Below are 19754 nucleotides of genomic sequence, written 5' to 3' on the forward strand. Positions count from 1 at the left end.
GATTGTCTAGTACACCCCCGGCACCATCCGCCAGGTTCGCGCACAGTACGCCGCATACTCCTCGCCAAACTGGTCAAGCAGCAACGCCTCTTCCGCGCGGATCCGCGCCACCAGCACAGGCACCATCGCCAGCGTCAGCAGCACACCAACGCCTGAGCGGAATCCGAGCACCCACCCCAGCGAACTGACCACGAACCCGAGGTAGCTCGGATGCCGGATCACGCCGTAGATGCCGGTCGTCACCAGCGTATGCCCGGGCTGGATCGCCACCAGCCCGCTGAACCGATGCCCGAGCACGAACACCGGCCACAAGCGCAGCACGCCGCCGGCGGCAAACAAGACTACGCCGATCCAGCGCACGGTATCGCCGTCCAGCGTCCAGAAGCCGATGCGGTCGGTATAGGCCGGCAGGTACGCCGCGAGCAGCCCCAGCACGCCGAACGCGCCCAGCACCCAGCGGTTGCCGCGGTCTTCGCGCATGCCGCTGCTGACGTTGCCGCCGGAGAACAGCGCGGCCACGGCCAGTGCGAACAGCACGATGGTGAGGGCCACGCGCGCGGGATGCGCGAAGAAGGCGCCGATGCCGCCCCAGCCTGCGATCGCGATGGCCAGGTAGGCAACGGTGCCGGCAAGGGTGGCGAATGACAGGCCGGGAGTCGGGCGCATGGAGACCTCCGCTGCGACGATCGATGCACCTGTGTAGCGTAAGCCCGGCATGGCGGGCTGTCGAGCGGGCGTGGTCGTGCTTAAATTCTGGGTTTCGCCCTGCTGCCGATGCGCCGACGCACCACCGCAACCGGGGCACCATGAAGCGCCAACGCCATCCCGCCATGCCACTGATCGATATCCAGAACCTCCAGCAAGCCGCCTATGCCTTTGGCGAGGCCCGCAACTGGGGCAAGTACCACAGCCCCAAGAACCTCGCGATGGCGCTGAGCGTGGAGGTGGCCGAGCTGGTCGAGATCTTCCAGTGGCAGACCGAGGATGAGTCGCGCCAGGTCATGTCGACGCACAAGCGCGAGCACGTGGAGCAGGAGTTGGCTGACATCACCATCTACCTGACGCAACTGGTGACGGCGCTGGGTGTCGATCTTGACGCCGCGGTCCGCGCCAAGATGGAGATGAATGCCCGGAAGTATCCGTTGCCCGAGTGAAAGCGGGTTGGATGAACTGACGCCGGAAGCGCAGGCACGGGTGACATCGCCTGACGCCGGCTTGGCCTCATGAGGCGGCTGTTCCTTTCGCCAGGATGCACAAGAACAACACTGCATTCAGCATCGCCAGCCCGCAGACCGTCAGGGTCATGGTAGACGCATCGCGAAGGCGCTCGCGCAGGCGGTGCCCGCCCGGCAGCCATTCTCCCCGCGTCCTGCGGGACCAGCAGCAAATGCCCGCGCCGCACATGCCCAGCCACGCCAGCGTGCCAAGCGATTCCCATCCGGTTCGCCGCGGCGCCTGCGCGCGAGGCGGCGATGTACGCAGCGGTATGGAAGCCGGAGTCGGACGATCGATCGCGACACTGGGGAGGCGATCTTCAACAATTTCCGCCTCGGCAACGGGCTCAGGCGGCGGCTGCGGCGCGATGACCGGTGGAGCGGGTTGCGGTCGGCTCGGCTGCGTTGGCTGGGGCGCCATCCTAGGCGCCGCTTGCGGTTCTTTCTTCGCAATGCTGTGCACCGGCGCCTCGGGCCCGCTGGGTTGCGGCGCGATGGCGCGAGGCGCCGGCTTGCGGATGCTGTGCGGGCGCCAGCTGGCGAAGACGCTGTCCAGGCATGCCACCGACGTGCAGGCATCCCGGCGCCGTCGCCATGCGATGACGTCGTCTTGCTCGATTACGCCAGCGCGCAGCAGTCGCTGCTGCTGTGCATGAATGCGTTCGTGATTGCGATAGAGCATCGCGTAGTCGCAGATCAGGGTGGCGGCGCTTGGCTGCCGGTTTTCCCTGCATGGACTTCCTGAGGCAAACAGATCGTCGCAGCGGGCGGCCGGAAGACGCAGCGCCTTCTTGCAGGCGATATCCGACGCGTGCGCACCGGCGGTGAGCAGAAGGTTGAGCGAGATGCAGGCGGCCAGATGGGCCGGAAGCCGTTTCATCCTGTCGCCCCGGGGGGGCATGCCGAGGGAGGCGGCGCAAGCGGGGCGTCGAGGGCTCCTATTCTGGGGCTCGGTGGCGGATATTCGGTGCGGTCGCACACGGTACGGCAGCGATGTGTCCCGGGCACTGGCGCACCGCGGACTGCATCTGCCCACATCCAGGCCTTGCGATGGCATGCCGGCGAGGCTTGCTCATTTGATCAAAAGCCTTTTGGACGCTTGATCATTTCATGAAGCCGCCCCGTCCGCATGCGGCGGCGTACAACCCGCGCCGAGCCGGCTTTGTCTCCCCGCGTTCGCATCCGGAAGCTCCACGCGTTCCCCGCTGCACCTGGCTCGCCGCCGTGCCGCTACTGGCATGCCCCATGCAGTTACCGGGCATGGCCGCCGCTAGCGGCCGGCAACAGGGGAGACGGCAATGAGGCTCTGCAGCGCAACAGGGATGGCGACGGCACGGTCTGCTTGCTACCTGCCAGCCGAAGCCTCACCGTCCCCGTCATTGCCGTTCGCTGCTGACGCCGAACCGCCACTCGGCGCGCACCTTGTCACGCCGCGCCACGGTTACGCCCACCACGGCATCTACGTCGGCAATGGCAAGGTGGTCCACTACGCTGGCTATTGCCACCGTCAGCAGCGAGGCCCGGTGGAGGAACTGAGCCTGGCTGCGTTTGCCGCCGGGCGCGGCATTACGGTGCTGGCCACGCCGATGGCGCGCTACGGTGTCGCCGAATCCGTCAGGCGCGCGCGCTCGCGCCTCGGCGAAGACCGTTACCGGCTGCTGACCAACAACTGCGAGCACTTCTGCACGTGGTGCCTCTATGGCGAAAGCCGCAGCGAGCAGGTGCGGCAATGCATGATGCATCCGCTCAGTGGCCTGCGGCTGTTGGCAAGCCTGCTGGCCTGCTGGTGGAAGACGGCGGCCAGCCAGGCGTGGGAAGGTGCCCCGGCCTGAGCGCAAGGCAACGGCTGGCGTTACGCCAGGATCCAGAACAATACGATGCTGTTCACGGCGATCAGTCCCGCCGATACCAGCACGATCCGCGTCGCGGTCCGCGCCCGCTCGCGCTGGCGCGCGGCATCCGGCAGCCATTCAACCCGTCTCCTCTGGCACCACCGTGCCACGCAAACGCCGCACAGGCTCAACAGTGCCAGCGCGCCAAGTGGTTCCCATCTGCCGGGCAAGGAGCCCTCTATGGGGTAGACGGGGGTCCATCGGGTGGCGGGGCTGGGGCGCGGCGGGTTGATCGATGCCGGGGCGACGGGACGCTCTGGGGTTTGTTTTTCGGTTACGGCCCGGGGCGGAGGCTGCGGCGCGGGCTGGGGAGCGGAATCCGGGGACGGCCGCTCGATCATGGCCGGAGCGATGGGATGCTCCTTGATTTTCCTGTCGGCCACCAGCTCGGGCTGATGCTGCGCCGCAGGTAGCGGGGTCGTATCAGGGAGTGGCTGGCTTTTCGCGGCGGCGGAGACGGGTTGTCCCCGGCTTTCCACAGGCACCACGGCCTCAGGCGAAGGCTGCGTCGTGACTGGAGAAGCGGGCCGCGCCGCTGCCGGCGGCGTGTTGTCCCGCGGCTTATTTTCCTGCTGCTTTTCCTTCGGCCTCTCCTGCGGTACCGTCTTCACGACAGGCGGAGGATGCCGGACCTCAACCGTCTGCCGTGCGGCATCCGGCTTCCTCATTCTGGCATCGCGCGCGGTCTTGGCGGGCACCGACGGCGGCGACTCGGCAGCGGTGGGAATCGGCTTCTGGCTTTTGTACTCGCGCCAGTTGGCAATGACCCTGTCCAGGCACGGCACCGATGTGCAGGCATCGCGGACTCTTCGCCATGCGGCGATGTCGTCGGGGCCAATTTCCCCGGTGCGCAGAAGCTGCAACTGCTCGGCGTAGACGCGTTCATATGTGCCGCGGAGCATCGTGTAATCGCAAATCAGGGCGGCCCCACTCGGCGGCTTGTCCGCATGCCTGCACGTGTTCGCTGTGGCCGGCTGGCCGTCGCAGCGGGCCGCCTGCGGAGCGAGCGCGTGATGGCAGGCAATATCCGAAGCCTGCGCACCGGTGATGAGCAGAAGGCTGAATGCGATGCAGGCGGCCAGTTGGCCGGGAAGCCTTGCCATGCTATTGCCCCGCGGTAGCGGGATGCGGTGCGCGATGGCGCGCCGAAGGCTTCCTATTCTCGACCTGCGCACCGGATGCTCCGTGCGTTAGCGCACAGAACACAAGCGTTTCCTGCGGTGGACGTGCGGCAATCCGAAGGCCACGGCGTCAGCGATGACCGCCTGTCTCCCCTGCCTGCGGGCCAGCGGGCGAGCGCGCGGCAATCATCCAGCAGGCAGCGGTGAAGTGTACGGTCTCGCCTTGCACATAAGGCCTGAAGGCGTTGCCGACGACTTCGACAACCCGCGCACGCGTGCCTGCGTCTGCGTCCCGCAGTGCCAGGCCGACGGGGCCCAGGCTCGTGAAATAGTCTTCCAGCGCGCGCGCCGGCAGCGCGCATGCCACGTCGATCGGCTTGATGTCGATGGCGGTCCAGCCGCTGTCCGCGAGGATGGACAGCACTAACTGGCGATCGCCGAACGCGAACTGGCCGGGGCCACCGGGTTGCCGTGGCGGCAGGTTCGGCAATAGTGGCGCTGCGGCGCGCTCGGCGGTGGTCATGAACGGGTTTTCCGCCGCGCCGCGCCATGCGATGCAATGCAACTCGGCGCCGGCCCTCGCAGCACGCCTCAGGTTGGCAAAGGCCGCGACCGGGTCGGTGAAGAACATCACGCCAAGGCGCGACACGATGGCGTCGAAGCTGCCCGGCGCGAAGGCATGGGTTTGCGCATCCGCATGGACAAAGGCCGCCGTAACGCCTTCCCGTTGCGCGCGCGATCGCGCAACGTCCACCAGCGGCCCGGAGATGTCGATTCCCGTGCAATGCCCGCGCGCACCGATCATCCGCGCGAGTGCCAGCGTCGTCGCGCCCGCGCCGCATCCTACGTCGAGCACATGCCGCGCCGTGCCGGCATCGACAGCACCGGCCAGCAGCGCTTCCAGCGGCTGGAGCATCCGGTCGAGCAGCGCCTGCTGCGCGACCCAGGCCTGGCCGGACGGGCCGTTCCACAGCGCGGCCTGTTCGCCGCCATCGCTGCGTTCTGCTTGCTTGTCACCCATGGTTGCCTCTCCTTGCTCGCCTTCATGGCATCGAAGCTACACTGTGCCAGTTCAAGTCAACTTGAGGTCAAGCGGTGAAAAGCCTGGATATCGCCGAAGTGGCGCAGCAGGCGGGCGTGCCTGCGTCGACGCTGCGCTTCTATGAGGAAAAAGGCCTGATCGCCCCGATCGGCCGGCGCGGCATGCGGCGTGTGTATGACGCCGGCGTGCTCGAACGCCTGGCGCTGATCGCGCTGGGGCGGGCGGCGGGGTTCTCGCTGGATGACATCGCCCGGATGTTCTCGCCGGAAGGCGGGCCGAAGATCGACCGGAAGCTGCTTGCCGCCAAGGCCGATGAACTGGACCGGACCATCCGCAAGCTGACGGCGATGCGGGATGGATTGCGGCATGCGGCGGCGTGCCCGGCGCCAAGCCACATGGAATGCCCGACGTTCCGGCGGATCCTGGGGGCGGCGTCGTCCGGGGCGATTGGCGGGCGCCGCAAACGTACGGCCGCCGCCTGAGCTGGCGCGAAGGTGGCGCGTGGCCAGCACCCTCACCCCAGCCTGAACTGCCCTACCGCCCCCGCCAGGCTGCCCGCCTGGTTCTGCAATGCCGCCGCGGCAGCGGTCGACTGCTCCACCAGCGCCGCGTTCTGTTGCACCATCTCGTCGAGCTGGCTGACCGCCTTATTCACTTCTTGAATGCCGCGTGTCTGCTCCATCGCGGCGTGAGTGATCTCGTTAATAATCCCGGTCACCTTGGACACGTTGCCGACGATCTCGTCCATCGTCTCGCCGGCGCGCCGGACCTGGCCCGAGCCGGAGGTGACGCTGCCCACCGTGGATTCGATCAGCGTCTTGATTTCCTTGGCCGCCTGCGCACTGCGCTGGGCCAGCGCGCGCACTTCGCCGGCCACCACGGCAAAGCCCCGCCCCTGGTCGCCGGCGCGCGCCGCTTCCACCGCGGCGTTCAGCGCGAGGATGTTGGTCTGGAAGGCGATGCCTTCGATCACGCCGATGATGTCGGAGACCTTGACCGAGGCGTTCTCGATCTGCCCCATGGTGGCAATGACTTCGCCGATCACCACGCCGCCGTCGGCGGCCACGCGCGAGGCGGCGCTGACCGACTCGTTGGCATGCTGCGCCGAGTTGGCCGACTGGCTGACCGTGGCGGTGATTTCTTCCATCGACGCCGCGGTCTGCTCCAGGCTGGCGGCGGCGGATTCGGTGCGGCGCGACAGGTCGATATTGCCGGCGGCGATCTCGTCGGAGGCGGCGCGCACGGATTCGCTAACGTCGCGGATCTGGCGCATGGTGGTGCAGAGCTTGTCGGCAAAGGTGTTGAAGGCGCGCGCGATCTGGGCGACTTCGTCGGTGCCGTGCGCGGGCAGGCGCTGGGTCAGGTCGCCGTCGCCGGAGCCGATGGCGTCCATGGCGTCGCGCACGGTGCCGAGGCCGCGCAGCGACATGGTCGCCACGCCCCACACCACGATGGCGGCAACGCCCGCGATCAGCACCAGCGCGATCACCGAGGCGATCAGTACCGAGCGCATGCCGGCAGTGGCCTCGGCCTGGTCGAGCGCGACGATGACCATCCAGTCGGTGCCGGGGATGGCGCGCGCGCCGAGCAGCTTGGCGCTGCCGCCGACATCGACCCGCAGCGGGGTTTGCGCGCCGGCGAGCGTGCCGAGCTTGTCCGCGGTCAGCGCGGGGATGAGATCGGTGACGGGCTTGAGCGTGAGCTTGTCGTCGGTATGCGCGACGATCTCGCCCGTTTTGGCGACCAGCATGCCGAAGCTCGCCGGCGTGGGATGGATCGCCTTGACGTTGGCGACCACGGTGTCCACGGCGACGTCGCCCGAGACCACGGCCTTGACGCCGCCGTCGCGGACCACCGGCACGGCGAAGGCGACCACTAGCTTGCCGGTGCCGGCATCGACATAAGGCGGCGTGACCACCGGCTTGCCGGCGGCGGCGGCCTGCTTGTACCACGGGCGGCCGGTGGGATCATAGTCGGGCGGGATGCCTTCGGGCTTTGAGAATTTCGCGGTCTTGTCGGCATAGCCGACATAGACGTTGGCAAAGCGGCCGGCGTCGGCGATCTGCCTGAGCGCTGCGTCGGGTTCGGGCTGCAGCACGGCGTCCTGCAGCGAATTGATCATCTGGCTGTGCGACGCCACCCACTCCGCGATGGCGCTGGTGTGGCCGCTCTGCACGGCGGCCAGGCTGCTGTCGATGGCGTCTTCGTTATAGCGGTTGGCGACGAACTGGTTCAGCGCCGTATTGATGGCGAGCGCGGCCACGACAATGGCCACGCACAGGGCCATGATCCGGGCGCGGAGGGTAGTGAACATCTGTGGAGTTCCTTCGTAGGGAATCGTTGGGGGCGCGTTGGTCTGTGGGATTTCCACTCCGCTGTATACGGTGCGCCGCTTGCCGACTTGAGGGAAGAATGCGAGATGTTCGGGAATTCGCCGAAGTTGACGACGCAACGTGTCAACTTGCGGTGTGATCGAAGCGTCTCAGGGTATTAAGGGCGAAGCTTCCTTACAACGCTTTACAAAGGCTTACACCGGGTATGTGTTTCGCAACATATTCTGCGATCACCCCACGACAACAAGCGGAGAAAACCGTGTTGAACCTTTCTCACACATCCACGCCGCTGCGCATCCTGGCGCTGAGCGGCGCCCTCGCGCTGGCCGCCTGCGGCGGCGGCGGCGGCGATGATGATGGCGGCCAGGGGACGCTGAAGGTCTCGATGACCGATGCGCCCGCCTGCGGCTACGACAATGTTTTTGTGACCGTCAACAAGGTGCGCGTGCACAGCAACGCCAACGCCGATCCCGGCGGCGGCGGCTGGGTCGATATCGACGTGGTGCCCGCGCGCAAGATCGACCTGCTGTCTCTGACCAATGGCGTGCTGACCACACTGGGCCAGACCGTGCTGCCGGCCGGCAACTATCAGCAGGTACGGCTGGTGCTCGACGCGAACCGCGGGGGCGGTTCCAGCGCGCTGGCCAACTCGGTGGTGCCTACGGGCGGCACCGAGCAGTCGCTGGACACGCCGAGCGCGGTGCAGTCAGGCATCAAGATCAACCGTCCGTTCACGGTCGCGCGCGGCACGCTGACCGACCTGGTGCTGGACTTCGATGCGTGCAAGTCGGTGGTGACGCGCGGCAATGGCACCTACGGCCTGAAGCCGGTTGTGACGGCGATCCCGACGGTGGTCAGCGGCGCGGTCACCGGCGTGGTGTCCTCGGCCCCGGGTGCGCGCGTCTATGCCGAGCGCAACGGCGTGGTGGTGAAGGCCACGGTGGCCGATGCCAATGGCAACTTCACGCTGTCGCCGATCGAGCAGAGCAGCACCGCCGGCACGGTCGACGTGGTGGTGGTGCCGGGCGCCGCCAACGGGCGCGGCACGGGCATCGTGCGCAGCGTGCCGGTGGTGGCGGGCGGCAGCACGGCGATCTCGAATGCGGCGTCGCCGATGTCGCTGCCGACTTCCGCGTACCGCCGCGTGTCGGGCACGGTGACGCCGGCTTCCGCCGAAGCGACGCTGCGCGCGCTGCAACTGGTCAACGGCGGCACCTTCGAGATCGCGGCGACCGCCGCGGCCACCAATACCGGTGCCTACAGCCTGTTCGCGACCGAGCCGGCGCTGCCGGTGGCCGCGCCCATGATCGGCACTTACCAGGCCGTGCTGCCGATCCCGCTGCAGCCGGATGGCGCCGCGGGCGGCAAGTACAGCGTGCAGGCCACCAGCAACAGCGGTGCGGTGGTGACGCAGCAGGTCGATGTGAATACCGCAGACGTGATCCAGAACCTGTCGTTCTGAGCGGACCGGGTTAGCGGTCGTTTAGCGGGGGACCAGCCGGAAGCGGGCGCAAGCCTGCTTCCGGCTTCTTCGTTTCTGGCGCCCTGCGCGGTTCGGCATGGCGCCACCGCTGGCCACGGTTTCCCGCTAGACTTGCACTCTCGCGTCCCGGGAGTTCGCGCCATGGCAGCACGCACCGCGGCCAAGTCCGCACCTGAGCCGTCACCCAAGCCAGCAGCCGAGCCAGCGCCTGCGCCCCCGGCGGCGCCAGCAGCGCGGCGCAAGTCCGGCGGCCTGTTCCGGGTTGGCATCGGCGGCTGGAATTTCGCTCCCTGGCGCGACAACTTCTATCCGGCCAGGCTGCCGCAATCGCGCGAACTGGCCTACGCCAGCCGGCACCTCAGCGCGATCGAAATCAACAGCACTTATCACGGCACGCAGAAGCGTTCGTCGTTTATCAAGTGGCGTGATGAAACGCCGGACGATTTCGTGTTTGCGGTGAAGGCGTCGCGCTTTGCCACCAACCGGCGCGTGCTGGCGGAATCGGCCGAATCGATCGAACGCTTTATCGACAGCGGCATCGCCGAACTGGGCTCCAAATTGGGGCCGCTGGTATGGCAATTCGCGCCGACCAAGCAGTTCGATGCGGAGGACTTTGAGGGTTTTTTGCAATTGCTGCCGGATTCCGTCGAAGGGGTGAAACTGCGACACGTGCTGGAGGTGCGGCATGATAGTTTCATGTCGCCGGACTACCTGAGGCTCGCGCGCAAGTACAAGGCCGCCACGGTGTTCACCGATTCGCCGAAATTCCCGTCGATGGCGGACCTGACCGCGGATTTTGTCTACGCGCGCCTGATGGAAAGCAGCGAGAAGCTGAAGACCGGCTATGGTCCCAAGGCGCTTGACGAATGGGCCGAACGCGCGCAGTCGTGGGCGCAGGGCGCGCAGCCGGCTGACCTGCCGGTGCTCGAAGACCGCAAGCCCGCCGCACGCAAGCGCGAGGTCTTTGTCTTCTTCATCAACGGCGCCAAGGAACGCGCGCCGGCCGCCGCGCAGGCGCTGCTGGAGCGGCTGGGCTGGACGCCACCCGCCGACGCGGATGCCTGACGCCGGATCGCTATAATCCCGCATGAACTCGACCCCTGTCTCAGCACAACCGCAGCCGCAAGCCGGCCCCGCTTTTTCCACCCTCCCGCTGTCGCCCGCCATGCTCGCCACGCTGGCGCAGCTCGGCTACGACGAGATGACGCCGATCCAGGCGGCCAGCCTGCCGATCACATTGGCTGGCCAGGACCTGGTCGCGCAGGCCAAGACCGGCAGCGGCAAGACCGCGGCGTTCGCGCTGGCGCTGCTGAACCGGCTCGATCCGCGCCGCTTCGACGTGCAGGCCATGGTGCTGTGCCCCACGCGCGAACTGGCCGACCAGGTCACGCAGGAAATCCGCCGCCTCGCGCGCGCCGAAGAAAACATCAAGGTGCTGGCGCTGTGCGGCGGCTCGCCGATGCGCCCGCAGGTGGACAGCCTTATTCACGGCGCGCATATCGTGGTGGGAACGCCGGGCCGCATCCTCGATCACATCGATCGCGGCAGCCTGGACCTGGCAGCGATCAACACGCTGGTGCTCGACGAAGCCGACCGCATGCTCGACATGGGCTTCTTCGACGATATCGCGTACGTCGCCAGCCGTTGCCCGAAGGAACGCCAGACGCTGCTGTTTTCGGCGACATATCCCGAAGGCATCGACAAGCTTGCCCACAAATTCCTGCGCAAGCCGCAGTCGCTGAAGCTGGAAGCGACGCACGACAACACCACCATCCGCCAGCGCTTCTATGAAGTGGAAGAAGGCGAGCGCCTGGGCGCGGTCGGGCGGCTGCTCGACCATTTCCGCCCGGCCAGCACGCTGGCGTTCTGCAATACCAAGGCGCGCTGCCGCGAGCTGGTGGAATTGCTGCGCGCGCAGGGCTACCAGGCACTGGCCCTGCATGGCGACCTGGAGCAGCGCGATCGCGACCAGGTGCTGGTGCAGTTTGCCAATCGCAGCTGCTCGGTGCTGGTTGCCACCGATGTGGCCGCGCGCGGGCTGGATATCGCGCAATTGGAAGCAGTGATCAATGTCGAGATCACGCCCGATCCCGAGGTGCACGTGCACCGCATCGGCCGCACCGGCCGCGCCGACCAGGAGGGCTGGGCGTTCAGCCTGGTCAGCATGGACGAGATGGGACGCGTGGGTAACCTCGAACAGCACCACGGCGGTGAATTCGAATGGCATGCGCTGGCCGAGCTGACGCCCGCGAGCAACGAGCGGCTGTTGCCGCCGATGGTGACGCTGCAGATGCTGGGCGGCCGCAAGGAGAAGATCCGCCCGGGCGACATCCTGGGCGCGCTGACTGGCGAGGCCGGCTTTGCCAAGGAGCAGATCGGCAAGATCAATGTGCTGGAGATGTCGACCTATATCGCGGTGGAACGCAGCATCGGGCGCGAGGCGGTGAAGCGGCTCAACGCGGGCAAGGTGAAGGGCAAGAAGGTGAAGGTGCGCCTGATGACGGAGTAACCGGAGCGTCCGCAGTAGTGGTTGCGCCACAACGTTGCTTACAAAGATTAGCGTAAGTCACCCTGTAAGCCGGCGCATTCCTTTGCTACTCTGTTTCCATTGGTCGCAAGGCAGGTAGCGCCAGCCGCATGATTTCTAGACGGAAGAGGAGTTGGTGATGAAAACCGCACGCCAGGTTCTGGAATCCAAGCCGACTCAGGCCATCTACAGCATCCCGCCGACGGCGACGGTCTATGCCGCGCTGCAGCTGATGGCCGAGAAAGGGATCGGCGCCCTGCTGGTGATCGAGCACGGGGACATCAAGGGCATCCTGAGCGAGCGCGACTATGCGCGCAAGGTGATCCTGATGCAGCGCACTTCGCGCGAAACCCTGGTGCGCGAAATCATGACCACCTCGGTGATCTACGTCAGCGCCAGCCAGAGCACCGACGAATGCATGGCGCTGATGACCAAGCACCGGCTGCGCCACCTGCCAGTGATGGAGAACGATGAACTGATCGGAATGCTGTCGATCGGTGACCTGGTAAAGGACATCATCTCCGAGCAGCAGTTCATCATCGAGCAGCTGGAGCATTACATCCATGGTGGCGGACATTAGGCATTGATCGGGCTGGTGGCGAATTGATGCGCCGGCCCTCTCCCCGGCCCCTCTCCCGCGGGCGGGAGAGGGGAGAAAGCAGTAGGGTCGGACGACAGCCCCCCCGGAACCTCCCCTCAGCGCGATATGCGCTAACCGCATATAATTATGCGGTTACTGAATTACGGTCACTCTGCTGCGGCATCCCAGCCGTCCCTGGCGGACCTTCCGGCCGGCAATTCCCCTTCCTCATGTTTGCCTCGCGGCACTTTGCCGCGTACCCGTGTCTGCAATGTCGTCGTCCGCATCCGCCGCCCAAGCCATTCCAACGCCCGTCCACGACCATCGCGCCATCATGCGCGTCATCGGCGGCATCGTGCTGTGCATCCTGCTGGCCGCGCTGGACCAGACCGTGGTGATTCCCGCGGTGCCGGCCATCGCCAACGACCTGAACGGGTTTGGCCACCTGTCGTGGATCGTGACCGCGTACCTGATCGTGTCGACGGTGACCACGCCGCTGTACGGCAAGCTTTCCGACAGCTTCGGGCGGCGGCGCCTGCTGATGGTGGCGATCACGCTGTTCATCGGCGCCTCGGTGGCGTGCGCGCTGGCGCAGACGCTGGGGCAGCTGATCCTGTTCCGCGCGCTGCAGGGTGTGGGCGGGGGCGGTCTGATGTCGCTGGCGCAGGCGGCCATCGCCGACGTGGTCGCGCCGCGCCAGCGCGGGCGTTACCAGGGCTACCTGGCCACGGTGTGGGCAGTGGCGTCGATCGCGGGGCCGCTGGTGGGCGGCTGGGTGTCGGACCACATGTCGTGGCGCTGGCTGTTCTGGGTCAACGTGCCGCTGGGCCTGCTGGCGATGGTGATGTGCTATCGCGGCCTGGCGATGCTGCCGCCGCGAGGCGGCAGCGCGCGCGTGGACTGGCTGGGCGCGCTGCTGCTGGCGGTGGCCATCGTCGCCTTCCTGCTGGCGATGAGCTGGGGTGGCGATGTCTACGACTGGCTCTCGCCGGAACTGGCCGCGCTGCTGCTCGCCGCGGCCGTGGCAGTGGCGCTGCTGGCATGGCAGGAGCGCCGCGCCGCCGACCCGATGCTGCCGCCGCGGCTGTTCGGCAACCGCGCCTATGTGATGGGCGTGGCTGCATCGGCGCTGTCGGCGCTCAATATCTTCCTTTGCATCTTTGCGCTGCCGCTGCACTTCCAGCTGGTGCGTGGTGCCGATGCCTCGACCTCCGGCCTGCTGGTGATGCCGTTCCTGCTGGCGACGGTAGCGGGCAACTTTATCGTGGCCTGGGTCGCGCCGCGCGTGGGCCGCATGCGCGGCATCCTGACGGCGGGATATGTCGCCGGTGCGCTCGGTTTGATCGTGCTGGCGCTGGTGACGCCGGCGGTGCCGCTGGCCGTGGTGCTGATGGCGATGACGCTGGCCGGCGTGGGCCTGGGCATTACCATGGTGGCCACGCTGATGAGCGTGCAGAACGTGCTGGAGCGCCGCGATACCGGCGCCGGCACGGGCGCGCTGCTGGTGCTGCGCTCGCTCGGCAGCGCGCTCGGTGGGGCGCTGGCGGGCACGCTGCTGACGCTGGAATTCCGCCATGCGCTGGCGGCTTCGGGCGTGAAGCAGGCGCTCGACCTGGGCGCGCTGCGCCATGGCAGCGAAGCGCTGGCGCAGCTGTCGCCGGCGGTGCGGCACGTGCTGGCCGGCGGCGTGGAGTCGGGCTTCCACCTGATCTTTGCGGCCGGTGCGGCCGCGTCGGTGCTGGCGCTGCTGGTCGTGCGCAGCATGCCGGACCTGGAGCTGCGCGGCAGCGTCACCGAGCACGCGGCCACGCTGGCGATGGACTGAAGCGGCGGGCGGCAGGGGGCCCGGCAACGGCGTAGACTACGCGTACCCGATACAGCGAGCCGACCCCTGGAGCCCCGTCGCCATGTTCCGTCGTTCCGTGATTACCCATTCCCTCGCCTTCGCCGCCGTGGCGCTCGCCGCGTCGGTACTGCTGCCCTCGCCTGTTCGCGCCGCCGACAAGCCCGCGGCGCCCGCTGTTGCGACGCAGGCTGGCGCTTGCCCCGCATCACTCAACTTCACCTTCCCGCGCCTGCAGGACGAGGCGCCGCAGAACCTGTGCCAGTACGCCGGCAAGGTGGTGCTGGTGGTCAACACGGCCAGCTATTGCGGCTTCACGCCGCAATATGAAGGCCTCGAAGCGCTGCACGCCAGATACAACGCGCGCGGCCTGGTGGTGCTTGGATTCCCGTCCAACGACTTCTCGCAGGAGCCGGGCTCGGAGAAGCAGATCGCGGACTTCTGCTACAACACCTACGGCGTCAAGTTCCCGATGCTGGGCAAGTCGCACGTGCGCGGCAGCGACGCCAATCCGATGTACGCGCTGCTGGCCAAACAGACCGGCACCGCGCCCAAGTGGAACTTCTACAAATACCTGATCGGGCGCGACGGCAAGGTGGTGGCCAGCTATGACAGCCGCACCAGGCCGGACGACAAGGAACTGGTGGCGAAGATCGAATCGCTGCTCGGCGCGCAGCGCTGAGCAGCACCCTGATCCCGTCGGCTCAGTCGCGCACCAGCTCTTCCGCGCGCATCGCTTCCTGCACCGCGGGCCGTGCCGCCACGCGCGACAGGTATTGCTGCAGCGACGGGTACGCGCTCAGCGGCATCATCAGCATGCGCGCCCAGCCGAGGATGGTGAAGCAGTACGCATCGGCCACGGTGTAGCGGTCGCCCATCAGGTATTGGCGGGTTTGCAGATGGCGGTCGAGCTCGCCGAAGCGCGCCTGCAGCTTGGCCTTGCATGCTGCCTGCGTGTCTGGCGCGGTTTCCTTGTGCCACAGCCACGGGCTGAACACCTTGTGCAGTTCTGTGGAGACCAGCGTCAGCCAGCCGTTGGCTTCCAGCCGTTCGCGCGTGCCGGCGGCGGGCAGCAGGTTGCGTTCGGGCACGAGATCGGCGATGTACTGCAGCAACGACGCCACTTCGGTATGGCGCGAGCCGTCATCCAGCTGCAGCAGCGGCACGTAGCCGCGCGGGTTGATGGCGTAGTAGTCATCGCTGCCGTGCTCCGGCTGCGCCAGCTTGTGATGCTGGAGGTCGACACGGGCCAGCGTGACGGGCAGGCCGGCTTCGCGCAGCGCGATGTGGACGGACATCGAGCATGCGCCGGGGGAGTAGTAGAGCTTCATCGCGATCCTGTTTGGGGTTGGCTGGCCGCCACGCCGTTGTGGGGCCGTGGGAGCAGTCTAGGATCGCGGGTTCGGTGCGGCAATGCGCGGGCTTGCGGAGGGCGATTGCAGATTTGCACAGCGTCTCGCCGTGCGATGGTTTGCGCCCCTCTCCCGCGTTCGGGAGAGGGGCGCAAACCTGCAGAAAACTTACTCCACTTCGCGGAACAACCGCCCCCACCCCTTCAGCTCGCGCGTATCCACGCCGCACAGGCGCAGCGATTTCCATACCACCGTCGAAATGGTGTCGTACAGCGGAATCCCCGTCTCGGCTTCAAGCTCCTCGGCCAGGTGCGCGGCGCGCAGGTTGGTGCAGAACGTGGTGATCGCCTGCGGGCCGTGCTGCGCGAGGCCGCGCACCATGTCGCGGATGGTGTCCGCTTCGACTTCGGCAAAGCTGTAGTTCACGTGCAGGTCGAGGTGGCTTTCCGCCACGCAGTGAAAGCCGCTGCGTTCGTAGTTGGCGATGATGCGCTGCTGCACGTCGTCCAGGTATGGCGTGGCCAGGCCGAAGTTGCGCGCGCCGGTCTTTTCCAGGATCTCGTTGAGCGCCAGCACCGAGGTGGTGGCCGGGATGCCGGTCGCTTCGGTGATCTGCTTGCACAGCGCTTCATCCTTGTCGAAGCCGAGCCAGCCGGACGAGGTGCCGTTCCAGGCGATGACGTCGACGCGCGCATCGGCCAGCAGGCTGGCGGCGCCCAGGATCTTGTCGAGGTTGAACTGCCCCAGCGCCTGGTCGCGCAGCGAGATCTCGGTCACGGTGAAGCGCGAGAAATGCGCGCTGACGTTGGGCAGGCCGGCAACCATCGCGCTGGTGATGGGCTCGAGCGCGGTGTTGGACGACGGCGTGAGCATGCCGAGTCGGATTTGCTTGGTCATGTTGTTTTCTCAGGAGTAAACGCGGGGGCCGGGACGTTGCCGGCCCCCTGCTCGTCTTGGAATTCTCGGAATTCGATGATCGCGGCGATCCGCGAGGATCAGACCGGAATCTTGGTCTCGTAGTCGATGGCGGTCGAGGCCAGCAGCAGCCCCACGCCCGCGGCGGCGAAGAACATCAGCGCCAGGAAGTACGAGCCGGTGAACTGCACGATCATGCCGACGATGATGGGCACGGTGATCCCGCCGATATTGCCGCCCAGGTTCATCACGCCGCCCAGGAAGCCGATCTTGTTGCGGGTGCCGAGCATCGACGGGACGCACCAGAACAGGCCGCACCAGCGCAGGAAGAACAGCGTGGACGACAGCAGCACCACGACGATGATCGGGTCGCTGACATAGGCCACCGAGAAGATCGACGCCGTGGCCACCACCGCGGCAATGCCGAACAGCGTGCGCATCACCACGTTGGGACGGCCGCCCGCCTCTTTCCATTTGTCGGCGATCCAGCCGCCGATCAGTTCGCCGATAAAGCCGCTGAAGAAAATGATGAAGCTGGCGCCGCCCATCTGCTTGATGTCGAAGCCGTGCACCTTGTTCAGGTAGTTGGGCATCCACGTCAGCAGGCCGTAGAACACGGTGTTGAAGCACATCCAGCCGATCGCCATGCACCACACCGAGCGGTACTTGAAGAAATCGAGCGAACGGCCCGACAGGTTGGCCGGCTCGGCGCGGTGCTCGTTGGCCTGCGCTTCCTCGATGTAGCGCGCTTCCATCTCGTTCACGCCGCGGTGCTCGCGCGGGGAATTGCGCACGTAGTACCAGGCCATGAAGCCGGCCAGCACGGTGCCCACGCCGGCCACGATAAAGGCCAGCCGCCACGAGCCCAGCGAGGCGATTAGCCACGTGATGATGATCGCGCCCAGGGCCGCGCCCAGCGGCGCGCCGCCGTCAAGCAGCGTGGCACCGCGGCCGCGTTCGTTCTGCGTCATCCAGATCGCGTTGAGCTTGCCGCCGGCCGGGTAGATCGGCGCTTCGGCGGCGCCCAGGCCGAGCCGGGTCAGCATCAGCGACGTGGCATTGGTGGTGAACGCCGCGATGGTCTGGGCGAGCCCCCAGAACACGGTGGCGCAGGCGATCACGATGCGGGGCTTGTACTTGTCGGCCAGCATGCCGCCCGGCACCTGCATCAGGGCATAGGTCCAGAAGAACGAACTGAGGATCAGGCCCTGCATGGTGGGACTGAGGTCGAACTCCTTCGCGATCAGTGGCATGGCCACCGAAAGCGAGGCGCGATCGATGTAGTTGATCGCGATGAGGAACAGCATCATCAAAAAAATCTTCCAGCGCACGGAGGTCTTGGCCTCCGTCAACACCGTCGCCTGGCTTGTCGTTTGCATGGCGGCGTCTCCTTGTCTCGGTCCTTGGGTGGGCGGTTTTAATGGGTGTCGCGCAACAGGCCGGAGTATAAGATACGTAATCTGTAATTACAACGCTCGTAAGTTATTGATTTTACGATGTTGCGCATGCACAATTTTGGGATGTGATAGCCTTCTCGTGGTGCATTTCCCCATTCTGGTGACGTCCTTGACACAAACGCTTCCCCAAACCACGCGCCTGCGCACGCTCGGCATGTCGGCCGAGATTGCCGTCCGGCTGCGCACCATGATCGAAGAGGGCGAGTTGCCGCCCGGCGCGCGCATCGACGAACGCGCCTTCTGCGAAACCTTCGACGTCTCCAAGACGCCGCTGCGCGAGGCGCTCAAGGTGCTGGTCTCCGAGGGACTGGTGCTGCACCGGCAGTACATCGGCTACCGCGTCGCGCCGCTGGACCTGGAGGAGTTGCGCGCCACCTTCGAGACCCTGCACGGGCTCGAGGCGCTGGCCGGCGAACTGGCGGCGCAGCGGCTGGGCGACGCCGTCATGGCGAAGCTGGAGCGGCGCCACCAGGCCATGATCGACGCGCATGCCGCGGGGCGACGCACCGACTATTTCCGCATCAACCAGGAAATCCACCAGCTCATTATCGATGGCGCCGCCAACCCGGTGCTGGCCGGCGTCTACGCCACGCTGATGAGCAAGGTCCACCGCGCGCGCGGCGCCGCCAATGCCGACATCCTGCGCTGGCAGGAGTCGCATGAGGAACATGAAGAAATCATGGCCGCGCTGCGCGAGCCCGGCAGGCCGCGCCTGGCGCAGGTGCTGCGCCGGCATTCCGAAAACACCGCGACCGAGGTACTCGCCGTGGTGGCGGCTTCGCTGGCCGAAGCCGGGGCGCGCGACGCCGGCCTGAAGCAGAGCGCATGAATCATCCCTGACCCAATCCCTGACGAAAGCAACGACGATGAAACTGGTTCGAGTAGGCAATCCCGGCGCCGAGCGCCCGGGCGTGATCGATGCGGAAGGCCGCGTGCGCGACCTGAGCGGCGTGGTGGCCGAGATCGGCCCGGGCGAACTGGCGCCCGCGGCGCTGGCGCGGCTGGCGCAGGTGGACGTGGCGACGCTGCCCGTGGTCGAGGGCGCGCGCTTCGGCGTGCCCTGGACGGGTATCGGCAAGATCGTCGCGATTGGCCTGAACTATGCCGATCACGCCGCCGAGGCCGGCATGCCGCTGCCGGCCGAGCCGATCGTGTTCCTGAAGGCCAACAGCTCGCTGAATGGCCCGCACGACGACGTGATGCTGCCGTTCGGCTCGGAGAAGTCCGACTGGGAAGTCGAGCTCGGCGTGGTCATCGGCACGGTCGCGCGCAATGTTTCGCGCGAGGAGGCGCTGAACCACGTGGCCGGCTACTGCGTGGTCAACGACGTGTCCGAGCGCGAGTTCCAGATCGAGCGCGGCGGCACCTGGGACAAGGGCAAGGGCTGCGACACCTTCTGCCCGGCCGGCCCGTGGCTGGTGACGCGCGATGAAGTGGCCGACCCGCAGGCGCTGGGCCTGTGGCTGGAGGTCAACGGCGAGCGCGTGCAGCGGGGCAGCACCGCGACCATGGTCTTCGACGTGGCGACGGTGGTCAGCTATGTCAGCCGCTTCATGACACTGCTGCCAGGCGACCTGATCGCGACCGGCACGCCGCCGGGCGTGGGCATGGGCTTCAAGCCGCCGCGCTTCCTGAAGGCAGGCGACACCATGCGCCTGGGCGTGGAAGGGCTCGGTGTGCAGAGTCAGCGCGTGGTCGCATACGGCGAGCGCTGATCAAAAAATCCCGGCGCAATCCGGGGCAGGGCGCGGCGTCACCCGGCAAGGTGACGCCGCCGCGCGTTGCGCAATGCTGCAACGCAGGTAAAAAGCGCCCGTTTCAATGGTTCCCCGTCGAAACGCTTTCACACAAAGCGTTGGGTTTCCATACAAAGCGTGCCGTGCGCGCAACGGTTCCGGTGGCGAAAACGCCCGGATCGCCTCGATTTACACGAATTCACACACTTGGCATTTCGCTTGCGTTTTCTGCGTGAAATACTGGTTATACAGTTTCGCC

19 protein-coding genes are annotated in these 19754 nt (G+C 66.8%); 11 read left to right on the forward strand and 8 right to left on the reverse strand.

Annotated elements, in window-relative coordinates; all coding sequences use genetic code 11:
* Positions 1 to 6: 6 nt before the first annotated feature.
* Positions 7 to 666, reverse strand: a complete 660-nt coding sequence (locus VSR71_RS19325; protein ID WP_342915463.1) for an isoprenylcysteine carboxylmethyltransferase family protein — start codon at positions 664 to 666, stop codon at positions 7 to 9.
* A gap of 164 nt (positions 667 to 830) precedes the next feature.
* Between VSR71_RS19325 and VSR71_RS19330 the strand changes: the two genes are divergently transcribed.
* Entirely contained in the window at positions 831 to 1154 is a 324-nt protein-coding gene (locus VSR71_RS19330) for a nucleotide pyrophosphohydrolase (protein WP_342915595.1), read from the forward strand.
* Between the two features lie 67 nt (positions 1155 to 1221).
* Here the strand turns inward: VSR71_RS19330 and VSR71_RS19335 are convergent, their stop codons facing one another.
* Positions 1222 to 2094, reverse strand: coding sequence for a hypothetical protein (locus VSR71_RS19335; protein ID WP_342915464.1), 873 nt, complete (start codon positions 2092 to 2094; stop codon positions 1222 to 1224).
* Between the two features lie 418 nt (positions 2095 to 2512).
* Between VSR71_RS19335 and VSR71_RS19340 the strand changes: the two genes are divergently transcribed.
* Positions 2513 to 3046, forward strand: a complete 534-nt coding sequence (locus VSR71_RS19340) for a lecithin retinol acyltransferase family protein (RefSeq protein WP_342915465.1) — start codon at positions 2513 to 2515, stop codon at positions 3044 to 3046.
* A gap of 20 nt (positions 3047 to 3066) precedes the next feature.
* Here VSR71_RS19340 and VSR71_RS19345 read toward each other — a convergent pair whose 3' ends face one another.
* Positions 3067 to 4209 (reverse strand): hypothetical protein, encoded by a 1143-nt coding sequence (locus VSR71_RS19345; protein ID WP_342915466.1) that lies wholly within the window; start codon positions 4207 to 4209, stop codon positions 3067 to 3069.
* Between the two features lie 148 nt (positions 4210 to 4357).
* Positions 4358 to 5248 (reverse strand): class I SAM-dependent methyltransferase, encoded by an 891-nt coding sequence (locus VSR71_RS19350; RefSeq protein ID WP_342915467.1) that lies wholly within the window; start codon positions 5246 to 5248, stop codon positions 4358 to 4360.
* 74 nt (positions 5249 to 5322) lie between these two features.
* Here VSR71_RS19350 and VSR71_RS19355 point away from each other — a divergent pair, with 74 nt between their 5' ends.
* The gene (locus VSR71_RS19355; RefSeq protein WP_342915468.1) at positions 5323 to 5751 is read left to right on the forward strand and encodes a helix-turn-helix domain-containing protein; all 429 of its coding nucleotides are present in this window, start codon (positions 5323 to 5325) and stop codon (positions 5749 to 5751) included.
* 32 nt (positions 5752 to 5783) lie between these two features.
* Here VSR71_RS19355 and VSR71_RS19360 read toward each other — a convergent pair whose 3' ends face one another.
* Positions 5784 to 7583 carry a methyl-accepting chemotaxis protein gene (locus VSR71_RS19360; protein ID WP_342915469.1) on the reverse strand — a complete coding sequence of 600 codons (1800 nt, stop codon included), beginning with the start codon at positions 7581 to 7583 and terminating at the stop codon, positions 5784 to 5786.
* A gap of 278 nt (positions 7584 to 7861) precedes the next feature.
* Here VSR71_RS19360 and VSR71_RS19365 point away from each other — a divergent pair, with 278 nt between their 5' ends.
* The 6 genes from VSR71_RS19365 (at position 7862) to VSR71_RS19390 (ending at position 14717) form a co-directional block, all read left to right on the forward strand.
* On the forward strand, positions 7862 to 9064 hold the full coding sequence (locus tag VSR71_RS19365) for a DUF4382 domain-containing protein (RefSeq protein ID WP_342915470.1): 1203 nt from the start codon (positions 7862 to 7864) through the stop codon (positions 9062 to 9064).
* Positions 9065 to 9226: 162 nt separating this feature from the next.
* Positions 9227 to 10150 carry a DUF72 domain-containing protein gene (locus VSR71_RS19370; RefSeq protein WP_342915471.1) on the forward strand — a complete coding sequence of 308 codons (924 nt, stop codon included), beginning with the start codon at positions 9227 to 9229 and terminating at the stop codon, positions 10148 to 10150.
* 22 nt (positions 10151 to 10172) lie between these two features.
* Positions 10173 to 11594 (forward strand): ATP-dependent RNA helicase DbpA, encoded by a 1422-nt coding sequence (gene dbpA / locus VSR71_RS19375; protein WP_342915472.1) that lies wholly within the window; start codon positions 10173 to 10175, stop codon positions 11592 to 11594.
* Between the two features lie 157 nt (positions 11595 to 11751).
* Positions 11752 to 12192, forward strand: coding sequence for a CBS domain-containing protein (locus tag VSR71_RS19380; protein WP_342915473.1), 441 nt, complete (start codon positions 11752 to 11754; stop codon positions 12190 to 12192).
* 271 nt (positions 12193 to 12463) lie between these two features.
* A complete protein-coding gene (locus VSR71_RS19385) occupies positions 12464 to 14017 on the forward strand; it encodes an MDR family MFS transporter (RefSeq protein WP_342915474.1) in 1554 nt (517 codons plus the stop codon).
* Positions 14018 to 14099: 82 nt separating this feature from the next.
* The gene (locus VSR71_RS19390; RefSeq protein ID WP_342915475.1) at positions 14100 to 14717 is read left to right on the forward strand and encodes a glutathione peroxidase; all 618 of its coding nucleotides are present in this window, start codon (positions 14100 to 14102) and stop codon (positions 14715 to 14717) included.
* Between the two features lie 22 nt (positions 14718 to 14739).
* Here VSR71_RS19390 and gstA read toward each other — a convergent pair whose 3' ends face one another.
* From gstA to VSR71_RS19405, 3 genes are all read right to left on the reverse strand, one after another.
* Positions 14740 to 15366 carry a glutathione transferase GstA gene (gene gstA, locus VSR71_RS19395; RefSeq protein WP_342915476.1) on the reverse strand — a complete coding sequence of 209 codons (627 nt, stop codon included), beginning with the start codon at positions 15364 to 15366 and terminating at the stop codon, positions 14740 to 14742.
* A gap of 189 nt (positions 15367 to 15555) precedes the next feature.
* Positions 15556 to 16284, reverse strand: coding sequence for a maleate cis-trans isomerase family protein (locus tag VSR71_RS19400; RefSeq protein WP_342915477.1), 729 nt, complete (start codon positions 16282 to 16284; stop codon positions 15556 to 15558).
* A gap of 98 nt (positions 16285 to 16382) precedes the next feature.
* Entirely contained in the window at positions 16383 to 17681 is a 1299-nt protein-coding gene (locus tag VSR71_RS19405; RefSeq protein ID WP_342915478.1) for an MFS transporter, read from the reverse strand.
* A gap of 187 nt (positions 17682 to 17868) precedes the next feature.
* On the opposite strand from VSR71_RS19405, the gene VSR71_RS19410 reads away from it, so the two are divergent.
* Both VSR71_RS19410 and VSR71_RS19415 read left to right on the forward strand, forming a co-directional pair.
* The gene (locus tag VSR71_RS19410) at positions 17869 to 18588 is read left to right on the forward strand and encodes a GntR family transcriptional regulator (protein WP_342915479.1); all 720 of its coding nucleotides are present in this window, start codon (positions 17869 to 17871) and stop codon (positions 18586 to 18588) included.
* A gap of 37 nt (positions 18589 to 18625) precedes the next feature.
* On the forward strand, positions 18626 to 19474 hold the full coding sequence (locus VSR71_RS19415) for a fumarylacetoacetate hydrolase family protein (RefSeq protein WP_342915480.1): 849 nt from the start codon (positions 18626 to 18628) through the stop codon (positions 19472 to 19474).
* Positions 19475 to 19754 lie beyond the last annotated feature (280 nt).

It is taken from the genome of Cupriavidus oxalaticus, assembly GCF_038900635.1.
GTDB lineage: Bacteria > Pseudomonadota > Gammaproteobacteria > Burkholderiales > Burkholderiaceae > Cupriavidus > Cupriavidus oxalaticus_B.

Bases quoted from the DNA above. Each gene is read 5' to 3' on its own strand.
- VSR71_RS19405 (WP_342915478.1), bottom strand. From the start codon at position 17,681: ATGCAAACGACAAGCCAGGCGACGGTGTTGACGGAGGCCAAGACCTCC.
- VSR71_RS19360 (WP_342915469.1), bottom strand. From the start codon at position 7,583: ATGTTCACTACCCTCCGCGCCCGGATCATGGCCCTGTGCGTGGCCATT.
- VSR71_RS19415 (WP_342915480.1), top strand. From the start codon at position 18,626: ATGAAACTGGTTCGAGTAGGCAATCCCGGCGCCGAGCGCCCGGGCGTG.
- VSR71_RS19345 (WP_342915466.1), bottom strand. From the start codon at position 4,209: ATGGCAAGGCTTCCCGGCCAACTGGCCGCCTGCATCGCATTCAGCCTT.
- VSR71_RS19370 (WP_342915471.1), top strand. From the start codon at position 9,227: ATGGCAGCACGCACCGCGGCCAAGTCCGCACCTGAGCCGTCACCCAAG.
- VSR71_RS19340 (WP_342915465.1), top strand. From the start codon at position 2,513: ATGAGGCTCTGCAGCGCAACAGGGATGGCGACGGCACGGTCTGCTTGC.
- VSR71_RS19335 (WP_342915464.1), bottom strand. From the start codon at position 2,094: ATGAAACGGCTTCCGGCCCATCTGGCCGCCTGCATCTCGCTCAACCTT.
- VSR71_RS19385 (WP_342915474.1), top strand. From the start codon at position 12,464: ATGTCGTCGTCCGCATCCGCCGCCCAAGCCATTCCAACGCCCGTCCAC.
- VSR71_RS19350 (WP_342915467.1), bottom strand. From the start codon at position 5,248: ATGGGTGACAAGCAAGCAGAACGCAGCGATGGCGGCGAACAGGCCGCG.
- gstA (WP_342915476.1), bottom strand. From the start codon at position 15,366: ATGAAGCTCTACTACTCCCCCGGCGCATGCTCGATGTCCGTCCACATC.
- VSR71_RS19330 (WP_342915595.1), top strand. From the start codon at position 831: ATGCCACTGATCGATATCCAGAACCTCCAGCAAGCCGCCTATGCCTTT.
- dbpA (WP_342915472.1), top strand. From the start codon at position 10,173: ATGAACTCGACCCCTGTCTCAGCACAACCGCAGCCGCAAGCCGGCCCC.
- VSR71_RS19390 (WP_342915475.1), top strand. From the start codon at position 14,100: ATGTTCCGTCGTTCCGTGATTACCCATTCCCTCGCCTTCGCCGCCGTG.
- VSR71_RS19400 (WP_342915477.1), bottom strand. From the start codon at position 16,284: ATGACCAAGCAAATCCGACTCGGCATGCTCACGCCGTCGTCCAACACC.
- VSR71_RS19325 (WP_342915463.1), bottom strand. From the start codon at position 666: ATGCGCCCGACTCCCGGCCTGTCATTCGCCACCCTTGCCGGCACCGTT.
- VSR71_RS19380 (WP_342915473.1), top strand. From the start codon at position 11,752: ATGAAAACCGCACGCCAGGTTCTGGAATCCAAGCCGACTCAGGCCATC.